Raw genomic sequence first — 13812 nt, 5'->3', positions numbered from 1 at the left:
CAAGAATGCAGCCAGCTTTTCTGGCGTCAGGGTTTGGACGCGGTGCCCCGCAGCGCCAGCCGAATCAGCGGCAACAGGCTGGCCCCCAGGCGCGCCCAGCGCGACAGGCTGTCGACGCCGCCGCCCTTGGCGCCCCTGCCGCTCATGAAGCCCAGCAGCGTGACGATGCCGATTCCCCACAGAGGCGCGTGCTTGAGGCCCAGGTTGGCCTGCCAGTTCCGACCCAGGCCGCGCATGCGCTGCAAGGGTTGCAGCAGTTCGCGGGACTCATGGCGGATTTCCTGGCGATGCATTTCCATGCGCAGGCGGATCAGCGCCTTGCGCATATCACGCCGGGTATGGAGGTGCGTCAGGTCGGGCAGGCTCATGGCAGCAGTCGCTCGCGGTCGTTGGCCAACTCTTCAAGGGTGGCATGGAAGGGCGACGACTCATCGAAGATCGCCGCTTTCAGGCGCAGGGCGCAGAACAGCGCGGCCATGCAGTAAAACACGCAAAGGCCGATGATCCCGGCCAGGCGCGCGGTGTCCCAGAGCAGGATCAGTACCAGCGCCGACAGCCCCACCAGCAGCAACAGGCCGAACACCAGGGTCAGCCCGGCGAACAGCAACAGGCTGACGGTCCGGGCCTTCTGCTCCTGGAGCTCGATGCCGAACAATTCAACATGGCTGTGCAACAGGCCGAGGAACGCCGCACCCAGGCGGCGACTCGAGGCGCCGCTGCCGCTCGATTCATCCCCGGCCATATCAGCGCCGCGTCGCCAGCAGGCCGACGATAAAGCCGATACCGGCGGCAATCCCGATGGACTGCCAGGGTTTGGCCTGGACGTAGGCTTCGGTCGCGTCGACCGCCGCCTGGCCGCGATCGCGCAGGGAGGCTTCGGTCAGTTGCAGGGTTTCGCGGGCCTTGAGCAGGCTTTCGTGAATCTGTGTGCGCAGCTCATCGGCCTGGTCGCCGGCGAGACTGGCGGTGTGCTCGAGCAGGCGCTCGGTGTCGCTGACCAGGGTCTGGAAATCCGCCATCAGTATTTCTTGAGCCGTCTGTGCCGTTTTGCGAGCCATGATGTTCTCCGTGAAAAGCTATCTATGAAAAAGCGTCCGTGAAAAGTCTGTGCAGGTTTCGAGTGTGGACCCGGGCTGAAGGTTCACTGCGATCGGCTGGTACAGCTTTTGCTTTGTGCTGGTGCGTTGTGCCGGGCATGTGCGCTGTATTTGGGCGCGCTAGGGCCCTGGCCTGCGAAAACCATACCTCAAATAATCAAAAAACGCGGAAAAAACCCGAGGGTTCCTCGCGCTGCGTGTTTCGTCCTGCGCCAAAGCGGTTCGCTCTCGGCTCGGGGTGGCGCCAATCTGGTGCGAAATGCGTAGTAATTGAACTGCTTTGGTGCTTTTCCCTGACTTCAGGTCTGCCGTCTCCATGGAAAATTTGCAAAGCGCTGTGGACACTCTGGTCCACGGTTCCAACACCCTGTTCATTCTGCTCGGGGCGGTCATGGTCCTGGCCATGCACGCCGGTTTCGCCTTTCTCGAGGTCGGCACCGTTCGGCAAAAGAACCAGGTCAATGCCTTGTCGAAAATCCTCAGCGACTTCGCGATTTCGACCCTGGCCTATTTCTTTATAGGTTACTGGATTTCCTACGGTGTGAGCTTTTTACAGCCGGCGGCGCAAATCAGCGGCGACCACGGCTATGGCCTGGTGAAGTTCTTTTTCCTGCTGACCTTCGCGGCGGCGATTCCGGCGATCATTTCCGGCGGGATTGCCGAGCGTGCGCGGTTTGCCCCGCAGTTGTGCGCCACCGCCCTGATCGTAGCCTTTGTCTACCCGTTTTTCGAAGGCCTGGTCTGGAACGGTAACTTCGGCCTGCAAGCCTGGCTGCTGGCGCGCTTTGGCGCCAGCTTCCATGACTTCGCCGGCTCCGTGGTGGTGCACGCCATGGGTGGCTGGCTGGCGCTGGCGGCGGTGCTCTTGCTGGGGCCGCGTCAGGGTCGCTACCGCGAGGGGCGGTTGGTGGCGTTCGCACCGTCGAGTATTCCGTTCCTGGCCCTGGGGTCGTGGATCCTGATCGTCGGCTGGTTCGGCTTCAACGTCATGAGCGCGCAGACCCTGCAAGGGGTGAGTGGGCTGGTGGCGGTCAATTCGTTGATGGCGATGGTCGGCGGCACGGTGGCGGCGCTGATCATCGGCCGCAACGATCCGGGCTTCCTGCACAACGGCCCCCTGGCCGGGCTGGTGGCGATCTGTGCCGGTTCCGACCTGATGCACCCGGTGGGCGCGCTGGTGACCGGCGTGGTGGCGGGCGGCTTGTTCGTCTGGTGTTTTATCGCGGCCCAGAGCCAGTGGAAGATCGACGATGTGCTTGGCGTCTGGCCGTTGCATGGCCTGTGTGGGGTCTGGGGCGGGATTGCCTGTGGGATCTTCGGCCAGCAGGCGTTGGGCGGCCTGGGTGGCGTCAGCCTGGTCAGCCAGTTGATCGGCACCGGCTTGGGGGTGGTGGTAGCCCTGATCGGTGGCTTTGCCGTGTACGGCGCGATCAAGGCCGTGCATGGCCTGCGCTTGAGCCAGGAAGAGGAGTACTACGGGGCCGATCTGTCGATCCACAAGATCGGTGCGGTGAGTCAGGACTAATCCGACTCGGTTCGCTATGATCAACCCCAGATCAGGGGGGCGTGTGGCCAGGTTCCCGTCGAGCGGAGAGGTCTATGGAGCGTCTGTATTCACTGCAAGGCTTGAGGGGCGCGGCAGTGCTGGGCGTGGTCTTGTTCCACATGGCGGCGGTCGAGCACAAGTACTCCGGCGGCGATACCTTGCTGCCGGCGTGGGTGGATTTTTTCCAGCTGGGCGTCGACCTGTTTTTTGTCATCAGCGGCTTCGTCATGGTGATCGTCACCCGCGGCCGCTTCCAGGATCGGGTCCAGGCCCAGCGTTTCCTGTTCAACCGGGTCTCGCGGATCTACCCCAACTACTGGCTCTACTTCTTTATCACCCTGGTGGTCTATCTGGTCCAGCCGATGCTGGTCAACAGCTCCCACGGCGGTTCCAACCTGTGGCTGTCGTTCCTGCTGCTGCCCAATGATCGGGTATTGCTGGTGATGGTGGCCTGGTCGCTGGTGTTCGAGTTGTGGTTCTACCTGGTGTTCAGCCTGCTGCTGGGGTTTCGCGAGCGTGGCTTGCCGCTGTTGCTGCTGGCCTGGGCGGTGGCGCTGGTGGCGTTCAACCTGCTGGACTCCTGGCGCGACTATTCCTCGGCCCTGAAGATTATCCTGCACCCCTATGCACTGGAATTCATTATCGGCAGCGCGGCGGCGCTGTTCTTCTATGGTCGGCACAGTGCAAAAGTACCGAATGCCGTGCTCTGGCTGGTCCTGGCGACGGCGCTGGTGCCGGGTTTTGCCTTGATCGGGCACTATGAACTGTTCTCTACCGAGGGCTTGCCGAGGATGCTGTGGGTGGGGCTGGTATTCGGCGCCCTGACACTGTCGCTGGCCTTGCTGGAGCGGCGCCAGTTGATCCGTTGCCCACGCTTCCTGGTCTTCACCGGTGATATGTCCTACACCATCTATCTCTCGCACTTGCTGGTGCTCGGCGTCGTGGGCCGGGCCTGGCAGATCATCGGCAACTGGCCGACCCATATCGAGGACAATCTGGTGTTCCTGGTCCTGATGATGCTCGCGGTCTGGGGTTACGGCTGGGTCGGCTACTCGTTTTTTGAAAAACCGGTGCTCGATCGGGCGACAAGCTACTGCAAGCGACGGTTTCGGACCGTCTCCTCCCACAAAGCGTCCGATCCGTTGCCGGACGGCAAATGAGGATGGCTAAAGTCCTCAACGGCAATCTGGATGCCTTGAAAGTCCTGCTGGCGATATTTGTCGTGGTGTTGCATTGCCATTTCATGGGCGGCAACTACACCGCGGTGGGTTACTTGCTGTGCAATGGCTTGTTCCGCGTGGCGGTGCCGACCTTCTTTGTCATCAACGGTTACTACCTGTGGAAGACCCTCGCCTCCGGGCACTCGTTTGCGCTCTGGTTCAAGCGTGGCCTGCAGTTGTATCTGCTCTGGATGCTGGTCTACAGCCCGATCTATGCGAGCTTCGCCGACCTGGGCAGTGTCGGCGGCGTGCTGGGAATACTGAAGCAGTTCGTGATCGGTTACTTCCACCTCTGGTACCTGGTGGGCATGCTCGGTGGCGGCCTGATCCTCTACCTGTTGCGCAATCGACCCACGGGCCTGCTGCTGGCGCTGGCGTCGAGTGCCTTTGTGGTCGGCCTGGTGCTGCAATATGCCCGGGTCTATTTCGAGCTGCCCAACGCCTTTCTCCAGCATTTCAACCAGAACGACTACACCGCGCGGAATTTCCTGTTCATGGGCTTTCCGTTCATGGCGCTGGGGTTTCTCCTGGCCCGTCACGGCGTGCCGGAACGGGCTACCCGGGGAAAGGTCTGCCTGGCGTTGGCGCTCGGCCTGGCCCTGCTGTTGGGCGAAGCCTGGCTGAATTACTCGCATCAGGCCGATGCCCGGCAGAACTTCGATTTCCTGGCATCGTTGCCGCTGGTCACGTCGGCGTTGTTCCTGTTGCCGTTCGTGTTTTTCCGCGCTTCCAGCAGCAACCTCAACGCCAAGCTGTCCTCCGCGCTCTACTATGTGCATCCGTTGTTCCTCTACGGGGCGTTGTCGGCGGGACTGGCGTACGGCAATACCCTGACCGCGGTAGTGCTGCTCCTGGCTTTAGTCGCGGCACCATTGCTGATCCTCGTCAGCCGGCGTGTGCGCTTCCTGCTCTGAGGGCCGTGTCGTCGCTCGACTGGCCCGGATGACGGACCTAGAATAAGTCTTCATCCTGTCCCGGACCCCTTGCCATGCTTCCTGAATGCCAGCTGTTCGGCACCCTGGGTTGCCATCTCTGTGAAGTCGCCGAAGCCCTGCTGATGCCGCTGGTCGATCACGGCCTGATGGTGGAACTGGTGGATATCGCCGCCGATGAGGCCTTATTCGATGCCTATGGCTTGCGGATTCCGGTGCTACGCCGGGCGGACACCAGGGCCGAGTTGGACTGGCCCTTTGATGTCGAGCAGGTCGTGGCTTTTCTACGCTGAAGCGATCTATCTCGCTCCTGTCATATGCCTGCTGCACCCTTGTCGGGTGGTGGTGGCGCTTCTGTTTCATCAAATTACCTGCGGTTGCGCTGGAAAAACGACTGTGCTTACGTCGCTGCATGACGTTTGAGGCAGCACGTTCCAGTGGTGCAAGGGAGGAAATGAAATGAAAGGGAGGTCCATTCTGCTGGTCAACCAACTGGGCGGTCGCAAGTTCCTGGCCACCGTGGTGGTTGGCGTAAGCACCGCGGCGTTGACCTGGTATGGAAAGATCGATGGTGGGACCTACGCCATGGTGATCCTCGGCACGGTGGGCTCGTTCATCGGCGGCAACGTCTATGGAAAAGTCCATCCCAGGGAATCATGAGGGCTGCCGGCAGGCGGCAATCGGTTGGCGGGTCATCAAAAAATCAGTTACTGTATGTTTATACAGTTTTCGTTCCGGTGTTGGGACAGGATGCCCACCCTGACGTGCGCACCCGGGAACGGAATCCAGAGAGATCAAGAGGGTTAAAGCATGCTCAATGTCGAACAATTGAAATCCAGCGTGAACCGCATGTCCGCTGATGTGGTGCGCGAGGCGGTACTCGAGTTGCGCCTGGACGGGCTGGTAACGGAAGGCAAGACACCGTTCAACAAGTTGCATTTCAACACCTGTTTCGCGGAAATCGAAGCCCTGTTCCAGCGCGCGGGTTATCACCGGCAACTGGATGTGGTGGGTTACCAGGGCTTGTTGTATGCCCTCTACGATCCGGGGCGCTGGGAGGCGGTGGATGTGTTGCGCTGGCTGAAGGACTACACCGAGGCGGCCGGTGCAAAGCTGCTGGGTAGCAAGATCGCTTCGGGCTGAGGCACGGGCAAGGCGACGGGCATCGCGATTGCGTTACCGCGAGCCTAGGTTCTGCCGGGGTCTTGCGGGATAATGCCGGCTTGCCCAGCCGTTCGAGTCCTGTCATGTCCGCCTTGCCCTTCAATGCCGCCGAGCACCAGGCCAGCACCTTGTACCTGCCACCCGGTTCGTGGGCCACGGTGCTGGACTGCCTGTGCGAACATTTCAAGGCGATCAGCCGCGAGCAATGGCTCGATCGCATTGCCCGCGGCCGGGTGCTGGACGCCGAGGGCGTGGCCATCAGCGCGCAGTTGCCTTACCGCGAAGGCCTGCGCATCCACTACTTTCGCGAAGTGCCGAACGAAACGCCGATTCCGGTGAGGGAGACGATTCTCTACGCCGATGAACACCTGGTGGTGGCGGACAAACCGCATTTCCTGCCGGTCACGCCGGCCGGCGAGTATGTCGAGCAGACCTTGTTGCGACGCTTGATCCACCGCCTGGACAATCCGCACCTGGTGCCGTTGCATCGGATCGACCGGCACACCGCCGGCCTGGTGCTGTTCTCGGCCAATCCCGCGAGCCGTTCGGCCTATCAGGCGCTGTTTCCGACCCGGCAGATTGAAAAGCGCTACGAGGCGATTGCCCGTGCCTTGCCGAGCCTGTCGTTCCCGCTGGTGCACAAAAGCCGCCTGGTGGAAGGCGAGCCGTTTTTCCGCATGCGCGAAGGGGACGGTACCAGCAATACCGAAACCGCTGTCGAGGTCGCTGAAAAAAATGGCGAGCTGTGGCGCTACGGGCTGTATCCGGTGACGGGCAAGAAGCATCAGTTGCGGGTGCATATGGCGGCTCTTGGCGCGGGCATCTGCAACGACCCGTTTTATCCACAGGTGCTCAAGGATGCCGTGGATGACTACGCCAACCCTCTCAAGCTGTTGGCCCAGGGCTTGCGTTTCATTGATCCGATCAGCGACCGTGAGCGTCGCTTCGAGAGCGAGATCGTTCTGCACTGGTGACACCGACGGCCGTCAGTAGCAGGCCTGGGCTTGGGCCTGAGCCGCGCTCACCGCGGCCCGCAGGCCCAGCAGGTAGCTGTCGACGCCGAAACCGCAGATCTGGCCCCGGGCCACTTCGGCCAGCACCGAAGGCTGGTGCAAGGGTTCGTTGCGATTGATATTGGCCATGTGCAACTCGATCACCGGCACCGACAAGTGCGCCAGGGCGTCGCGAATATCGTAGCTGCTGTGGGCCCAGGCACCGGCATTGATCAGCACCGCGTCGACCTGCTCGCGGGCGCCTTGGCGAATGCGGATGCACATCGCCCCCTCGCTGTTGGTCTGGAAACTGGTGACATCCACGTCCAGTTCCCGGGCCAGCGTGCGCAGGCGCTCGTCGATCTGTTCCAGGGTGATGCCCGCATGGCGGATCGGCTCGCACTTGCCGAACAGATGGTGGTTAAGGCCGTGCAGCATCAGGACTTTCATGATTCAGCCACCGGAAGAGAAATGGGCTCGAGTGAGGGATTCCCATAGAATAGGCCGTACCCGCAGGTTGTGCCTGTACGTCGCCGCCGTCGGGAAAAAAACGACGGAGCCCGCGCAAGGCGGGCTCCGTATTGAAAGCGTAGAGGCCTTACAGCTCTTTGACGGTCCGCACCTGGTCCTTGTTGATGCGGGTCTTTTTACCGTCCAGTTGCTTGAATTCGTAGAACCCCGAGTCTTCGTCGTATTTCGGGGTGTCCACCGCCTGGATTTCACGTCCGTCATTCAAGGTGATCACCGTCGGCGACGAGCAACCGGCGAGGCCGGCCAGGGCGGTTGTCAGCAGGAGTGCGGCAAGAGTCCGTTGCGTCATGGTACTTCTCCGGAAAGGGTGTTTTTTGAGAATAGCGTTAATAGATGTCAGAGCCGATGGATTACAACACTGATTGAAGTTTCTGACGGATATAGGCTCAGCAAGTTCCTTATGAGGGGGCATCAGGCGAGTGATCCGGCGATTGCAGCAGCTCCGGGGTATTCAGATTGGCCAATCGGGGATCATCCGGCGGGCACTGCAGGGCCTGGGCCCGCAGTTGCAACATGACCTTGCGCGGACTGCGCTCGCCCAGGGCCCAGGCGCTGTCGAAGACCCCTGCGTGGGCAGTGGGGATCACACATAACAGCGGTTCCCAGTGTTCGCCCTGGCGCAGCATCAGCGGCCGGCTCGGATCGCGGCGAACGGTCTCGAGCATGGCCGTGAGCAAGGCGGCGTCGATTTGCGGCACATCGCAGGGCAGTACCAGCAAATGCCCATGGCGTGCCGCCGCGAGGCCCGCGCGAATGCCGGCCAGGGGCCCGGGAAAATCGTCGCTGTCGTCGCTCACCAGCCGGTCGGCATAGGCCGCATAGCGCTCCGGGTTGCGGTTGCAGGAGATGATCAGGTCATCGGTGAACGGCCGCGCCACGGCATGCAGATGGGCGATCAACGGTTGCCCGCGCCACTCCAGCAGGCCTTTGTCCTGGCCGCCCATGCGTTGGCCGCGACCGCCGGCCAGGAGCAGAATGGAAAAGTCGTTTACGGACATGGGCAGTGGTCTCGGCAGCAGCGATCAAAAGGGAGGCTGTGATATAACACCGGGCTGTTCCTCTCTACAACTGGACCGAGCCTATGAAAGCCAAGGCTGATACACCTTTCGTACCGCTGAACATCGCGGTCTTGACCGTCAGTGACACCCGTACCTTTGAAACCGACACCTCGGGGCAGGTCTTCGTCGACCGTCTGACCGCCGCCGGGCACCGCCTGGCCGAGCGGGTGTTGCTCAAGGACGACCTCTATCGGATTCGCGCGCAGGTCGCTACCTGGATCGCCGAAGACGTGGTCCAGGTCGTGCTGATCACCGGCGGCACCGGTTTTACCGGGCGCGACAGCACCCCGGAAGCCGTGGCCTGCTTGCTGGATAAACAAGTCGACGGCTTTGGTGAACTGTTCCGGCAGATCTCCGTGGCGGATATCGGCACCTCCACCATGCAATCCCGGGCCCTGGCCGGCCTGGCCAACGGCACCCTGGTCTGCTGCCTGCCGGGTTCGACCAACGCGGTGCGCACCGGCTGGGACGGGATCCTCGCCGAGCAGCTGGACTCGCGCCATCGCCCGTGCAACTTCGTCCCTCATCTGAAACAGGCGGCGCCTTGTGAATCCCGCGGGTAAGCCGGGCAAGCTCGGTGCCTTGATGCCGGTGGAAGTCGCCCTGGCCTGTCTGCTTGAACTGGCCGAGGCGGCGCCGATCCGTGAGGCGCAACGTGTACCGTTGGCCCAGGCCGATGGGCGGGTGTTGGCCGAGGACCTGATTTCCGGTCTCGACCTGCCGCCCTGGCCCAACAGCGCCATGGACGGGTACGCCCTGTGCCTGGCCGATTGGCAGGGCGAGCCGCTGCCAGTCAGCCAGCGGATTTTTGCCGGGCAGGCCCCCGAGCCTTTGCAGCCGGGCACTTGCGCGCGGATCTTTACCGGTGCCCCGGTGCCGGCGGGGGCCGATTGCGTGGAAATGCAGGAAAACGTCGAGGTACTCGCCGATGGGCGGGTGCGCTTTATCGAAGCGCTGGTGGCTGAGCAGAATATCCGGCCCCAGGGCCAGGAAACCACGGTGGGCGAAGTGGTACTCACCGCCGGGACCCGCTTGGGGCCGATCGAGCAGGGCTTGGCGGCGTCTCTGGGCTGTGCCGAGCTGAACGTGGTGCGGCGGGTGCGGGTGGCCGTGTTGTCCACCGGCGACGAGTTGATCGAGCCGGGCCAGCCGCTGGGGCCGGGGCAGATCTACAACAGCAACCGCGTGTTGCTGTGCAGCTGGTTGACGCGCCAGGGTTGCGAAGTGCTGGATGCCGGGATTTTGCCGGATGACCTGGAGGCAACCCGCCAGCGCCTGACGCAGTTGGGCGATGTCGACCTGATCCTGTCCACGGGCGGGGTGTCGGTGGGCGAAGCCGATTTCCTTGGCATCGCCTTGCGCGAGGCCGGTGAGCTGGAGCTGTGGAAGCTGGCGATCAAGCCGGGCAAACCGCTGACCTTCGGGCATTTTCGCGGGGTGCCGGTGATCGGCCTGCCGGGCAATCCGGCTTCGACCCTGGTCACCTTTGCGTTGTTGGCCCGGCCTTATCTGTTACGTCGCCAGGGCGTACAGGAAGTCCGGCCCTTGCAGTTCAAGGTGCCGGCCGGGTTTGTCTGGCCCAAGCCGGGCAATCGTCGTGAATACCTGCGCGGGCGCCTGGAAAACGGCCGGGCGATCATCTACCGCAACCAGAGCTCCGGCGTGCTGCGTAGTGCGGCGTGGGCAGAGGGTTTGGTCGAGGTGTTGGAGGAGAGCACCCTGGTGGAAGGTGACTGGGTCAACTTTATTCCGTTGAGCGAAGTGCTGGGTTAGTCCGGCAGGTTCATATGGTGGTCTTGAGGGCCTCTTCGCGGGTAAGCCCTGCTCCTACAGTGCGGTGTCGGACACAAGTCTGAAACACGCACAAACCTGTAGGCGCAGGGCTTGCCCGCGAAGCTCTTGGCGTCCTCCAGAACGCCACAATCGCATCAGCCCTCCAACGACCCCCCCGCCAGCGCACAGAGCTGGATCGGGTCGAGGATATGCACTTCCTTGCCTTCGGCGGCGATCAGTTCATTGCTCTGAAAACGGGTAAACACCCGCGAGACGGTCTCCACCGCCAGCCCCAGGTAGTTGCCGATCTCGTTGCGCGACATGCTCAGGCGGAACTGGTTGGCCGAGAAACCCCGGGCACGGAAGCGCGCCGAGAGGTTGACCAGGAAAGTCGCGATGCGCTCGTCGGCGGTCTTTTTCGACAGCAGCAACATCATTTGCTGGTCGTCACGAATCTCCCGGCTCATCACCCGCATCAACTGCCGGCGCAATTGCGGCAGTTGCAGGGCCAGTTCGTCCAGGCGCTCGAAGGGAATCTCACAGACCGAAGTGGTTTCCAGCGCCTGGGCCGACACCGGATAGGTCTCGGTATCCATGCCCGACAGGCCGACCAGTTCGCTCGGCAAATGAAAGCCGGTGATCTGTTCTTCGCCGCCGTCACTCAGGCTGAAGGTCTTCAGCGCCCCGGAGCGCACGGCATAGACCGAGCCGAACGTGTCGCCCTGGCGAAACAGGAACTCGCCTTTCTTCAGTGGTCGGCCACGCTTGACGATTTCGTCCAGCGCATCCATGTCCTCCAGATTCAGCGAAAGGGGCAGGCAGAGAGGGGCCAGGCTGCAATCCTTGCAATGGGCCTGACTGTGGGTGCGCAATTTCACTGGGTCGGACATTTCTTAAATCCTTGTGGGAGAACACACATAAGACGTAAGGGTAACCCAGCTAGGGGCGCTCAGGCCAGCCTGCGCCGAAATGGCGCACCCCTGCCCTGGGTGACCCCCCCCAACTCGGATCCTGGGTTGGCGTGAGTGGCACCGCGCAGGTCCGGGGCCCGGCCGTGGCAAACCGATCGATCCTTCAGATCACCCGCGAGAAACGCTGGCGGTTCTGCTGTTCCAGATAGGCATCGAAGACCATGCAGACCGAACGCACCAGCAGGCGCCCGGCCGGCAGGACCGTGAGGCGCTGGCTGTCGAGTTCGATCAGGCCGTCCGCGGCCATCTCCGTCAGACGTGGCCAGAGCGCGGCGAAATAACCGCCGAAGTCGATATTGAACTGGCGCTCGATATCGGCGAACTCCAGGCTGAAGTTGCAGATGATCTGCTGGATCACGGCCCGGCGCAGGCGGTCGTCGGCATTGCACAACAGGCCCCGGCTGGTGGCCAGTTGCGCACTGGCGAGGGTGTTCTGGTACTGGTTCAGGTCACTGCTGTTCTGGCAGTAGAGGTCGCCGATCTGGCTGATGGCCGAGACACCGAGGCCGATCAGGTCGCAATGGCCGTGGGTGGTGTAGCCCTGGAAATTGCGCTGCAGGGTCGATTCTTCCTGGGCAATCGCCAGCTCGTCGTCGGGCAGGGCGAAGTGGTCCATGCCGATATAGCGGTAACCGGCGGCGGTGAGTTGCTCTATGGTGCGGTGGAGCATTTCCAGCTTGTCGGCCGGCGCCGGCAGGTCATCGCTGTTGATCCGGCGTTGCGGCATGAAGCGCTCGGGCAGGTGGGCGTAGTTGAACACCGACAGGCGATCGGGTTGCAGGTTGATCACTTCGTCGACGGTACGGGCGAAGTTGTCCGGGGTCTGCTTGGGCAGGCCGTAGATCAGGTCGATATTGATCGAGCGGAATTGCAGGGTCCGCGCCGCCTCGATGATCGCCCGGGTTTCTTCCAGGCTCTGCAGGCGATTGACCGCCCGCTGCACGTTCGGGTCGAGGTCCTGCAGGCCGATGCTGACCCGGTTGAAGCCCAGTTCACGGAGCAGGCCCATGGTCGACCAGTCGGCTTCCCGTGGGTCGATCTCGATGCCGTAGTCGCCGGAATCGTCGTCCAGCAGGTTGAAGTGCTGGCGCAGGCAGCTCATCAGTTGTCGCAGTTCGTCGTGATTGAGAAAGGTCGGGGTGCCGCCGCCCAGGTGCAGTTGCTCGACTTTCTGCGCCGGGTTGAGGTGGCAGGCGACCAGCTGGATTTCCTGCTCCAGGCGTTGCAGGTAGGGCAGGGCACGGCCACGGTCCTTGGTGATGACCTTGTTGCAGGCGCAGTAATAGCAGATGTTCGCGCAGAACGGCACGTGTACGTACAGCGACAATGGCCGCAGGGCCTTGCGGCTGTCACGCAGGGCGTGGAGCAGGTCGAAAGTGCCGACCTGGCTGTTGAACTGTACGGCCGTGGGATAGGAGGTGTAGCGCGGTCCCGCGATGTCGTAGCGGTGGATCAGGTCTGAGTCCCAACGAATGGCGTCGAGCATGCGGGCGTTCCCCCGGATTGGCTGCAATATCCGAAGTCTAGGGGCTGCGCCACCGGGCCATCTTGACCTGAATCAACGGCCGTTAGTGCCCCATCAACCAGTGCTGGTGCGGCCCCGGCAAGGTCCACAGGCCGAACAGGATCACCAGCAGGCCGCCGCTCATGCGCACGCTACGTTTGCGCAGCACGGCGGTGACCCGCTCCGCCGCCAGCCCGGTGGCCAGCAGCACCGGCCAGGTGCCCAGGCCGAAGGCGAGCATCAGCAGCGCACTGTCGACGGCATTGCCCTGGCTCGCTGCCCAGAGCAGGGTGCTGTAGACCAGCCCGCACGGCAGCCAGCCCCAGAGCGCGCCCAGCAGCAAGGCGCGGGGCAGGCTCGACACCGGCAGCAGGCGGTTGGCCAGCGGCTGGATATGCCGCCACAGGCCGCGTCCCAGGCTTTCGATACGGGTCAGGCCGCTCCACCAGCCGGCCAGGTACAGGCCCATGCTGATCAACAGCAAGCCGGCGATCACCCGCAGAAACAGCGCCGCCGGGCTGCTGGCCACGGCCCAGCCGGCGAGGCCGATCAGCAGGCCGGCGCTGGCATAGCTGAGAATTCGCCCGAGGTTGTAGGCCAGCAGCAGGCGAAAGCGCCGGCTGCGTTGCGCCGGGGGAATCGCCAGGGTCAGGGCGCCCATCAGGCCGCCGCACATGCCCAGGCAATGACCGCCGCCGAGCAGGCCGAGAATCAGCGCCGAGACCAGCAGGGGCGCGAGTTCAAGCATGGGGTGGGGCCTTGTCGTGCTTGTCCGGGGTGGCTTTGCTTTCTTCGACGGCGGCGGTGTGGTTCGGGTCCTGGTCGTCGAACAGGATGCTGTGGGCCGGACCTTCGAGGTCGTCGTACTGGCCGCTGTCCACTGCCCAGAAGAAGATGTAGACGGCGATGGCCACGATCAGCAGCGCGGCGGGGATCATGATGTAGAGAGCTGGCATGGGAACTCCATGCCCGCGCGGCTCAGGCCGGCAACGGGCTTTGCTTTTTCATAATTTCTCACTTCCAG

General features: G+C 62.8%; 19 protein-coding genes. 9 read left to right on the top strand and 10 right to left on the bottom strand.

All coding sequences use genetic code 11. The features are described from left to right. Positions 1-26: 26 nt before the first annotated feature. From M5C01_RS00960 to M5C01_RS00950, 3 genes are read right to left on the bottom strand one after another with little or no spacing between them, the layout of a single operon-like run. Positions 27-368 carry a hypothetical protein gene (locus M5C01_RS00960; protein ID WP_103499315.1) on the bottom strand — a complete coding sequence of 114 codons (342 nt, stop codon included), beginning with the start codon at positions 366-368 and terminating at the stop codon, positions 27-29. Next, on the bottom strand, positions 365-742 hold the full coding sequence (locus M5C01_RS00955) for a phage holin family protein (RefSeq protein WP_103499316.1): 378 nt from the start codon (positions 740-742) through the stop codon (positions 365-367). Before M5C01_RS00955 ends, M5C01_RS00960 begins: the two co-directional genes overlap by 4 nt. Position 743: 1 nt before the next feature. After that, positions 744-1058, bottom strand: a complete 315-nt coding sequence (locus tag M5C01_RS00950; RefSeq protein WP_103499317.1) for a DUF883 family protein — start codon at positions 1056-1058, stop codon at positions 744-746. 355 nt (positions 1059-1413) lie between these two features. Here M5C01_RS00950 and M5C01_RS00945 point away from each other — a divergent pair, with 355 nt between their 5' ends. From M5C01_RS00945 to M5C01_RS00915, 7 genes are all read left to right on the top strand, one after another. Then, positions 1414-2622, top strand: coding sequence for an ammonium transporter (locus M5C01_RS00945; protein WP_103499318.1), 1209 nt, complete (start codon positions 1414-1416; stop codon positions 2620-2622). Positions 2623-2696: 74 nt separating this feature from the next. After that, on the top strand, positions 2697-3803 hold the full coding sequence (locus M5C01_RS00940; protein ID WP_152737010.1) for an acyltransferase: 1107 nt from the start codon (positions 2697-2699) through the stop codon (positions 3801-3803). 2 nt (positions 3804-3805) lie between these two features. Next, positions 3806-4777, top strand: coding sequence for an acyltransferase family protein (locus tag M5C01_RS00935; protein ID WP_152737009.1), 972 nt, complete (start codon positions 3806-3808; stop codon positions 4775-4777). 74 nt (positions 4778-4851) lie between these two features. Further along, entirely contained in the window at positions 4852-5088 is a 237-nt protein-coding gene (locus tag M5C01_RS00930) for a glutaredoxin family protein (RefSeq protein ID WP_103499321.1), read from the top strand. Positions 5089-5254: 166 nt separating this feature from the next. Next, a complete protein-coding gene (locus M5C01_RS00925) occupies positions 5255-5455 on the top strand; it encodes a hypothetical protein (protein ID WP_100940593.1) in 201 nt (66 codons plus the stop codon). A 150-nt stretch (positions 5456-5605) separates the two neighbouring features. After that, positions 5606-5938 carry a transcriptional regulator gene (locus tag M5C01_RS00920; RefSeq protein ID WP_100940592.1) on the top strand — a complete coding sequence of 111 codons (333 nt, stop codon included), beginning with the start codon at positions 5606-5608 and terminating at the stop codon, positions 5936-5938. 104 nt (positions 5939-6042) lie between these two features. Then, positions 6043-6933 carry a pseudouridine synthase gene (locus M5C01_RS00915; protein ID WP_103499322.1) on the top strand — a complete coding sequence of 297 codons (891 nt, stop codon included), beginning with the start codon at positions 6043-6045 and terminating at the stop codon, positions 6931-6933. Between the two features lie 12 nt (positions 6934-6945). Here the strand turns inward: M5C01_RS00915 and M5C01_RS00910 are convergent, their stop codons facing one another. The 3 genes from M5C01_RS00910 to mobA form a co-directional block, all read right to left on the bottom strand. Beyond that, positions 6946-7401, bottom strand: coding sequence for a type II 3-dehydroquinate dehydratase (locus M5C01_RS00910; protein WP_177103006.1), 456 nt, complete (start codon positions 7399-7401; stop codon positions 6946-6948). 148 nt (positions 7402-7549) lie between these two features. After that, entirely contained in the window at positions 7550-7771 is a 222-nt protein-coding gene (locus tag M5C01_RS00905) for a YgdI/YgdR family lipoprotein (protein ID WP_103499324.1), read from the bottom strand. Between the two features lie 109 nt (positions 7772-7880). After that, positions 7881-8480, bottom strand: coding sequence for a molybdenum cofactor guanylyltransferase MobA (mobA, locus tag M5C01_RS00900; RefSeq protein WP_152737008.1), 600 nt, complete (start codon positions 8478-8480; stop codon positions 7881-7883). Between the two features lie 83 nt (positions 8481-8563). Between mobA and moaB the strand changes: the two genes are divergently transcribed. Then, the gene (gene moaB / locus M5C01_RS00895) at positions 8564-9103 is read left to right on the top strand and encodes a molybdenum cofactor biosynthesis protein B (protein WP_152737007.1); all 540 of its coding nucleotides are present in this window, start codon (positions 8564-8566) and stop codon (positions 9101-9103) included. 22 nt (positions 9104-9125) lie between these two features. Next, positions 9126-10313: a gephyrin-like molybdotransferase Glp gene (gene glp / locus M5C01_RS00890; RefSeq protein ID WP_152737218.1), complete on the top strand. Its 1188-nt coding sequence runs from the start codon at positions 9126-9128 to the stop codon at positions 10311-10313. Positions 10314-10468: 155 nt separating this feature from the next. On the opposite strand, the gene fnr is transcribed toward glp, so the two are convergent. The 4 genes from fnr to ccoS form a co-directional block, all read right to left on the bottom strand. After that, positions 10469-11203, bottom strand: a complete 735-nt coding sequence (gene fnr / locus M5C01_RS00885; RefSeq protein WP_103499328.1) for a fumarate/nitrate reduction transcriptional regulator Fnr — start codon at positions 11201-11203, stop codon at positions 10469-10471. A gap of 184 nt (positions 11204-11387) precedes the next feature. Further along, positions 11388-12770 carry an oxygen-independent coproporphyrinogen III oxidase gene (hemN, locus tag M5C01_RS00880; protein ID WP_103499329.1) on the bottom strand — a complete coding sequence of 461 codons (1383 nt, stop codon included), beginning with the start codon at positions 12768-12770 and terminating at the stop codon, positions 11388-11390. 82 nt (positions 12771-12852) lie between these two features. Next, positions 12853-13536: a sulfite exporter TauE/SafE family protein gene (locus M5C01_RS00875; protein ID WP_152737006.1), complete on the bottom strand. Its 684-nt coding sequence runs from the start codon at positions 13534-13536 to the stop codon at positions 12853-12855. Then, positions 13529-13744: a cbb3-type cytochrome oxidase assembly protein CcoS gene (gene ccoS, locus M5C01_RS00870; RefSeq protein WP_103499330.1), complete on the bottom strand. Its 216-nt coding sequence runs from the start codon at positions 13742-13744 to the stop codon at positions 13529-13531. Before ccoS ends, M5C01_RS00875 begins: the two co-directional genes overlap by 8 nt. Positions 13745-13812 lie beyond the last annotated feature (68 nt).

It is taken from the genome of Pseudomonas sp. MWU12-2319, assembly GCF_023242525.1.
Lineage (GTDB): Bacteria > Pseudomonadota > Gammaproteobacteria > Pseudomonadales > Pseudomonadaceae > Aquipseudomonas > Aquipseudomonas gingeri_D.
The sequence above is the reverse complement of the archived record's forward strand: the minus strand, read 5'-3'. Positions and strand labels throughout refer to the sequence as shown.

Excerpts from the sequence above, each read along its gene's own strand:
- hemN (WP_103499329.1), bottom strand. The coding sequence starts at position 12,770 with ATGCTCGACGCCATTCGTTGGGACTCAGACCTGATCCACCGCTACGAC.
- M5C01_RS00875 (WP_152737006.1), bottom strand. The coding sequence starts at position 13,536 with ATGCTTGAACTCGCGCCCCTGCTGGTCTCGGCGCTGATTCTCGGCCTG.
- M5C01_RS00935 (WP_152737009.1), top strand. The coding sequence starts at position 3,806 with ATGGCTAAAGTCCTCAACGGCAATCTGGATGCCTTGAAAGTCCTGCTG.
- M5C01_RS00955 (WP_103499316.1), bottom strand. The coding sequence starts at position 742 with ATGGCCGGGGATGAATCGAGCGGCAGCGGCGCCTCGAGTCGCCGCCTG.
- glp (WP_152737218.1), top strand. The coding sequence starts at position 9,126 with ATGCCGGTGGAAGTCGCCCTGGCCTGTCTGCTTGAACTGGCCGAGGCG.
- M5C01_RS00940 (WP_152737010.1), top strand. The coding sequence starts at position 2,697 with ATGGAGCGTCTGTATTCACTGCAAGGCTTGAGGGGCGCGGCAGTGCTG.
- M5C01_RS00925 (WP_100940593.1), top strand. The coding sequence starts at position 5,255 with ATGAAAGGGAGGTCCATTCTGCTGGTCAACCAACTGGGCGGTCGCAAG.
- M5C01_RS00960 (WP_103499315.1), bottom strand. The coding sequence starts at position 368 with ATGAGCCTGCCCGACCTGACGCACCTCCATACCCGGCGTGATATGCGC.
- moaB (WP_152737007.1), top strand. The coding sequence starts at position 8,564 with ATGAAAGCCAAGGCTGATACACCTTTCGTACCGCTGAACATCGCGGTC.
- M5C01_RS00945 (WP_103499318.1), top strand. The coding sequence starts at position 1,414 with ATGGAAAATTTGCAAAGCGCTGTGGACACTCTGGTCCACGGTTCCAAC.
- M5C01_RS00910 (WP_177103006.1), bottom strand. The coding sequence starts at position 7,401 with ATGAAAGTCCTGATGCTGCACGGCCTTAACCACCATCTGTTCGGCAAG.
- fnr (WP_103499328.1), bottom strand. The coding sequence starts at position 11,203 with ATGTCCGACCCAGTGAAATTGCGCACCCACAGTCAGGCCCATTGCAAG.
- M5C01_RS00905 (WP_103499324.1), bottom strand. The coding sequence starts at position 7,771 with ATGACGCAACGGACTCTTGCCGCACTCCTGCTGACAACCGCCCTGGCC.
- M5C01_RS00915 (WP_103499322.1), top strand. The coding sequence starts at position 6,043 with ATGTCCGCCTTGCCCTTCAATGCCGCCGAGCACCAGGCCAGCACCTTG.
- M5C01_RS00930 (WP_103499321.1), top strand. The coding sequence starts at position 4,852 with ATGCTTCCTGAATGCCAGCTGTTCGGCACCCTGGGTTGCCATCTCTGT.
- M5C01_RS00950 (WP_103499317.1), bottom strand. The coding sequence starts at position 1,058 with ATGGCTCGCAAAACGGCACAGACGGCTCAAGAAATACTGATGGCGGAT.
- M5C01_RS00920 (WP_100940592.1), top strand. The coding sequence starts at position 5,606 with ATGCTCAATGTCGAACAATTGAAATCCAGCGTGAACCGCATGTCCGCT.
- ccoS (WP_103499330.1), bottom strand. The coding sequence starts at position 13,744 with ATGCCAGCTCTCTACATCATGATCCCCGCCGCGCTGCTGATCGTGGCC.
- mobA (WP_152737008.1), bottom strand. The coding sequence starts at position 8,480 with ATGTCCGTAAACGACTTTTCCATTCTGCTCCTGGCCGGCGGTCGCGGC.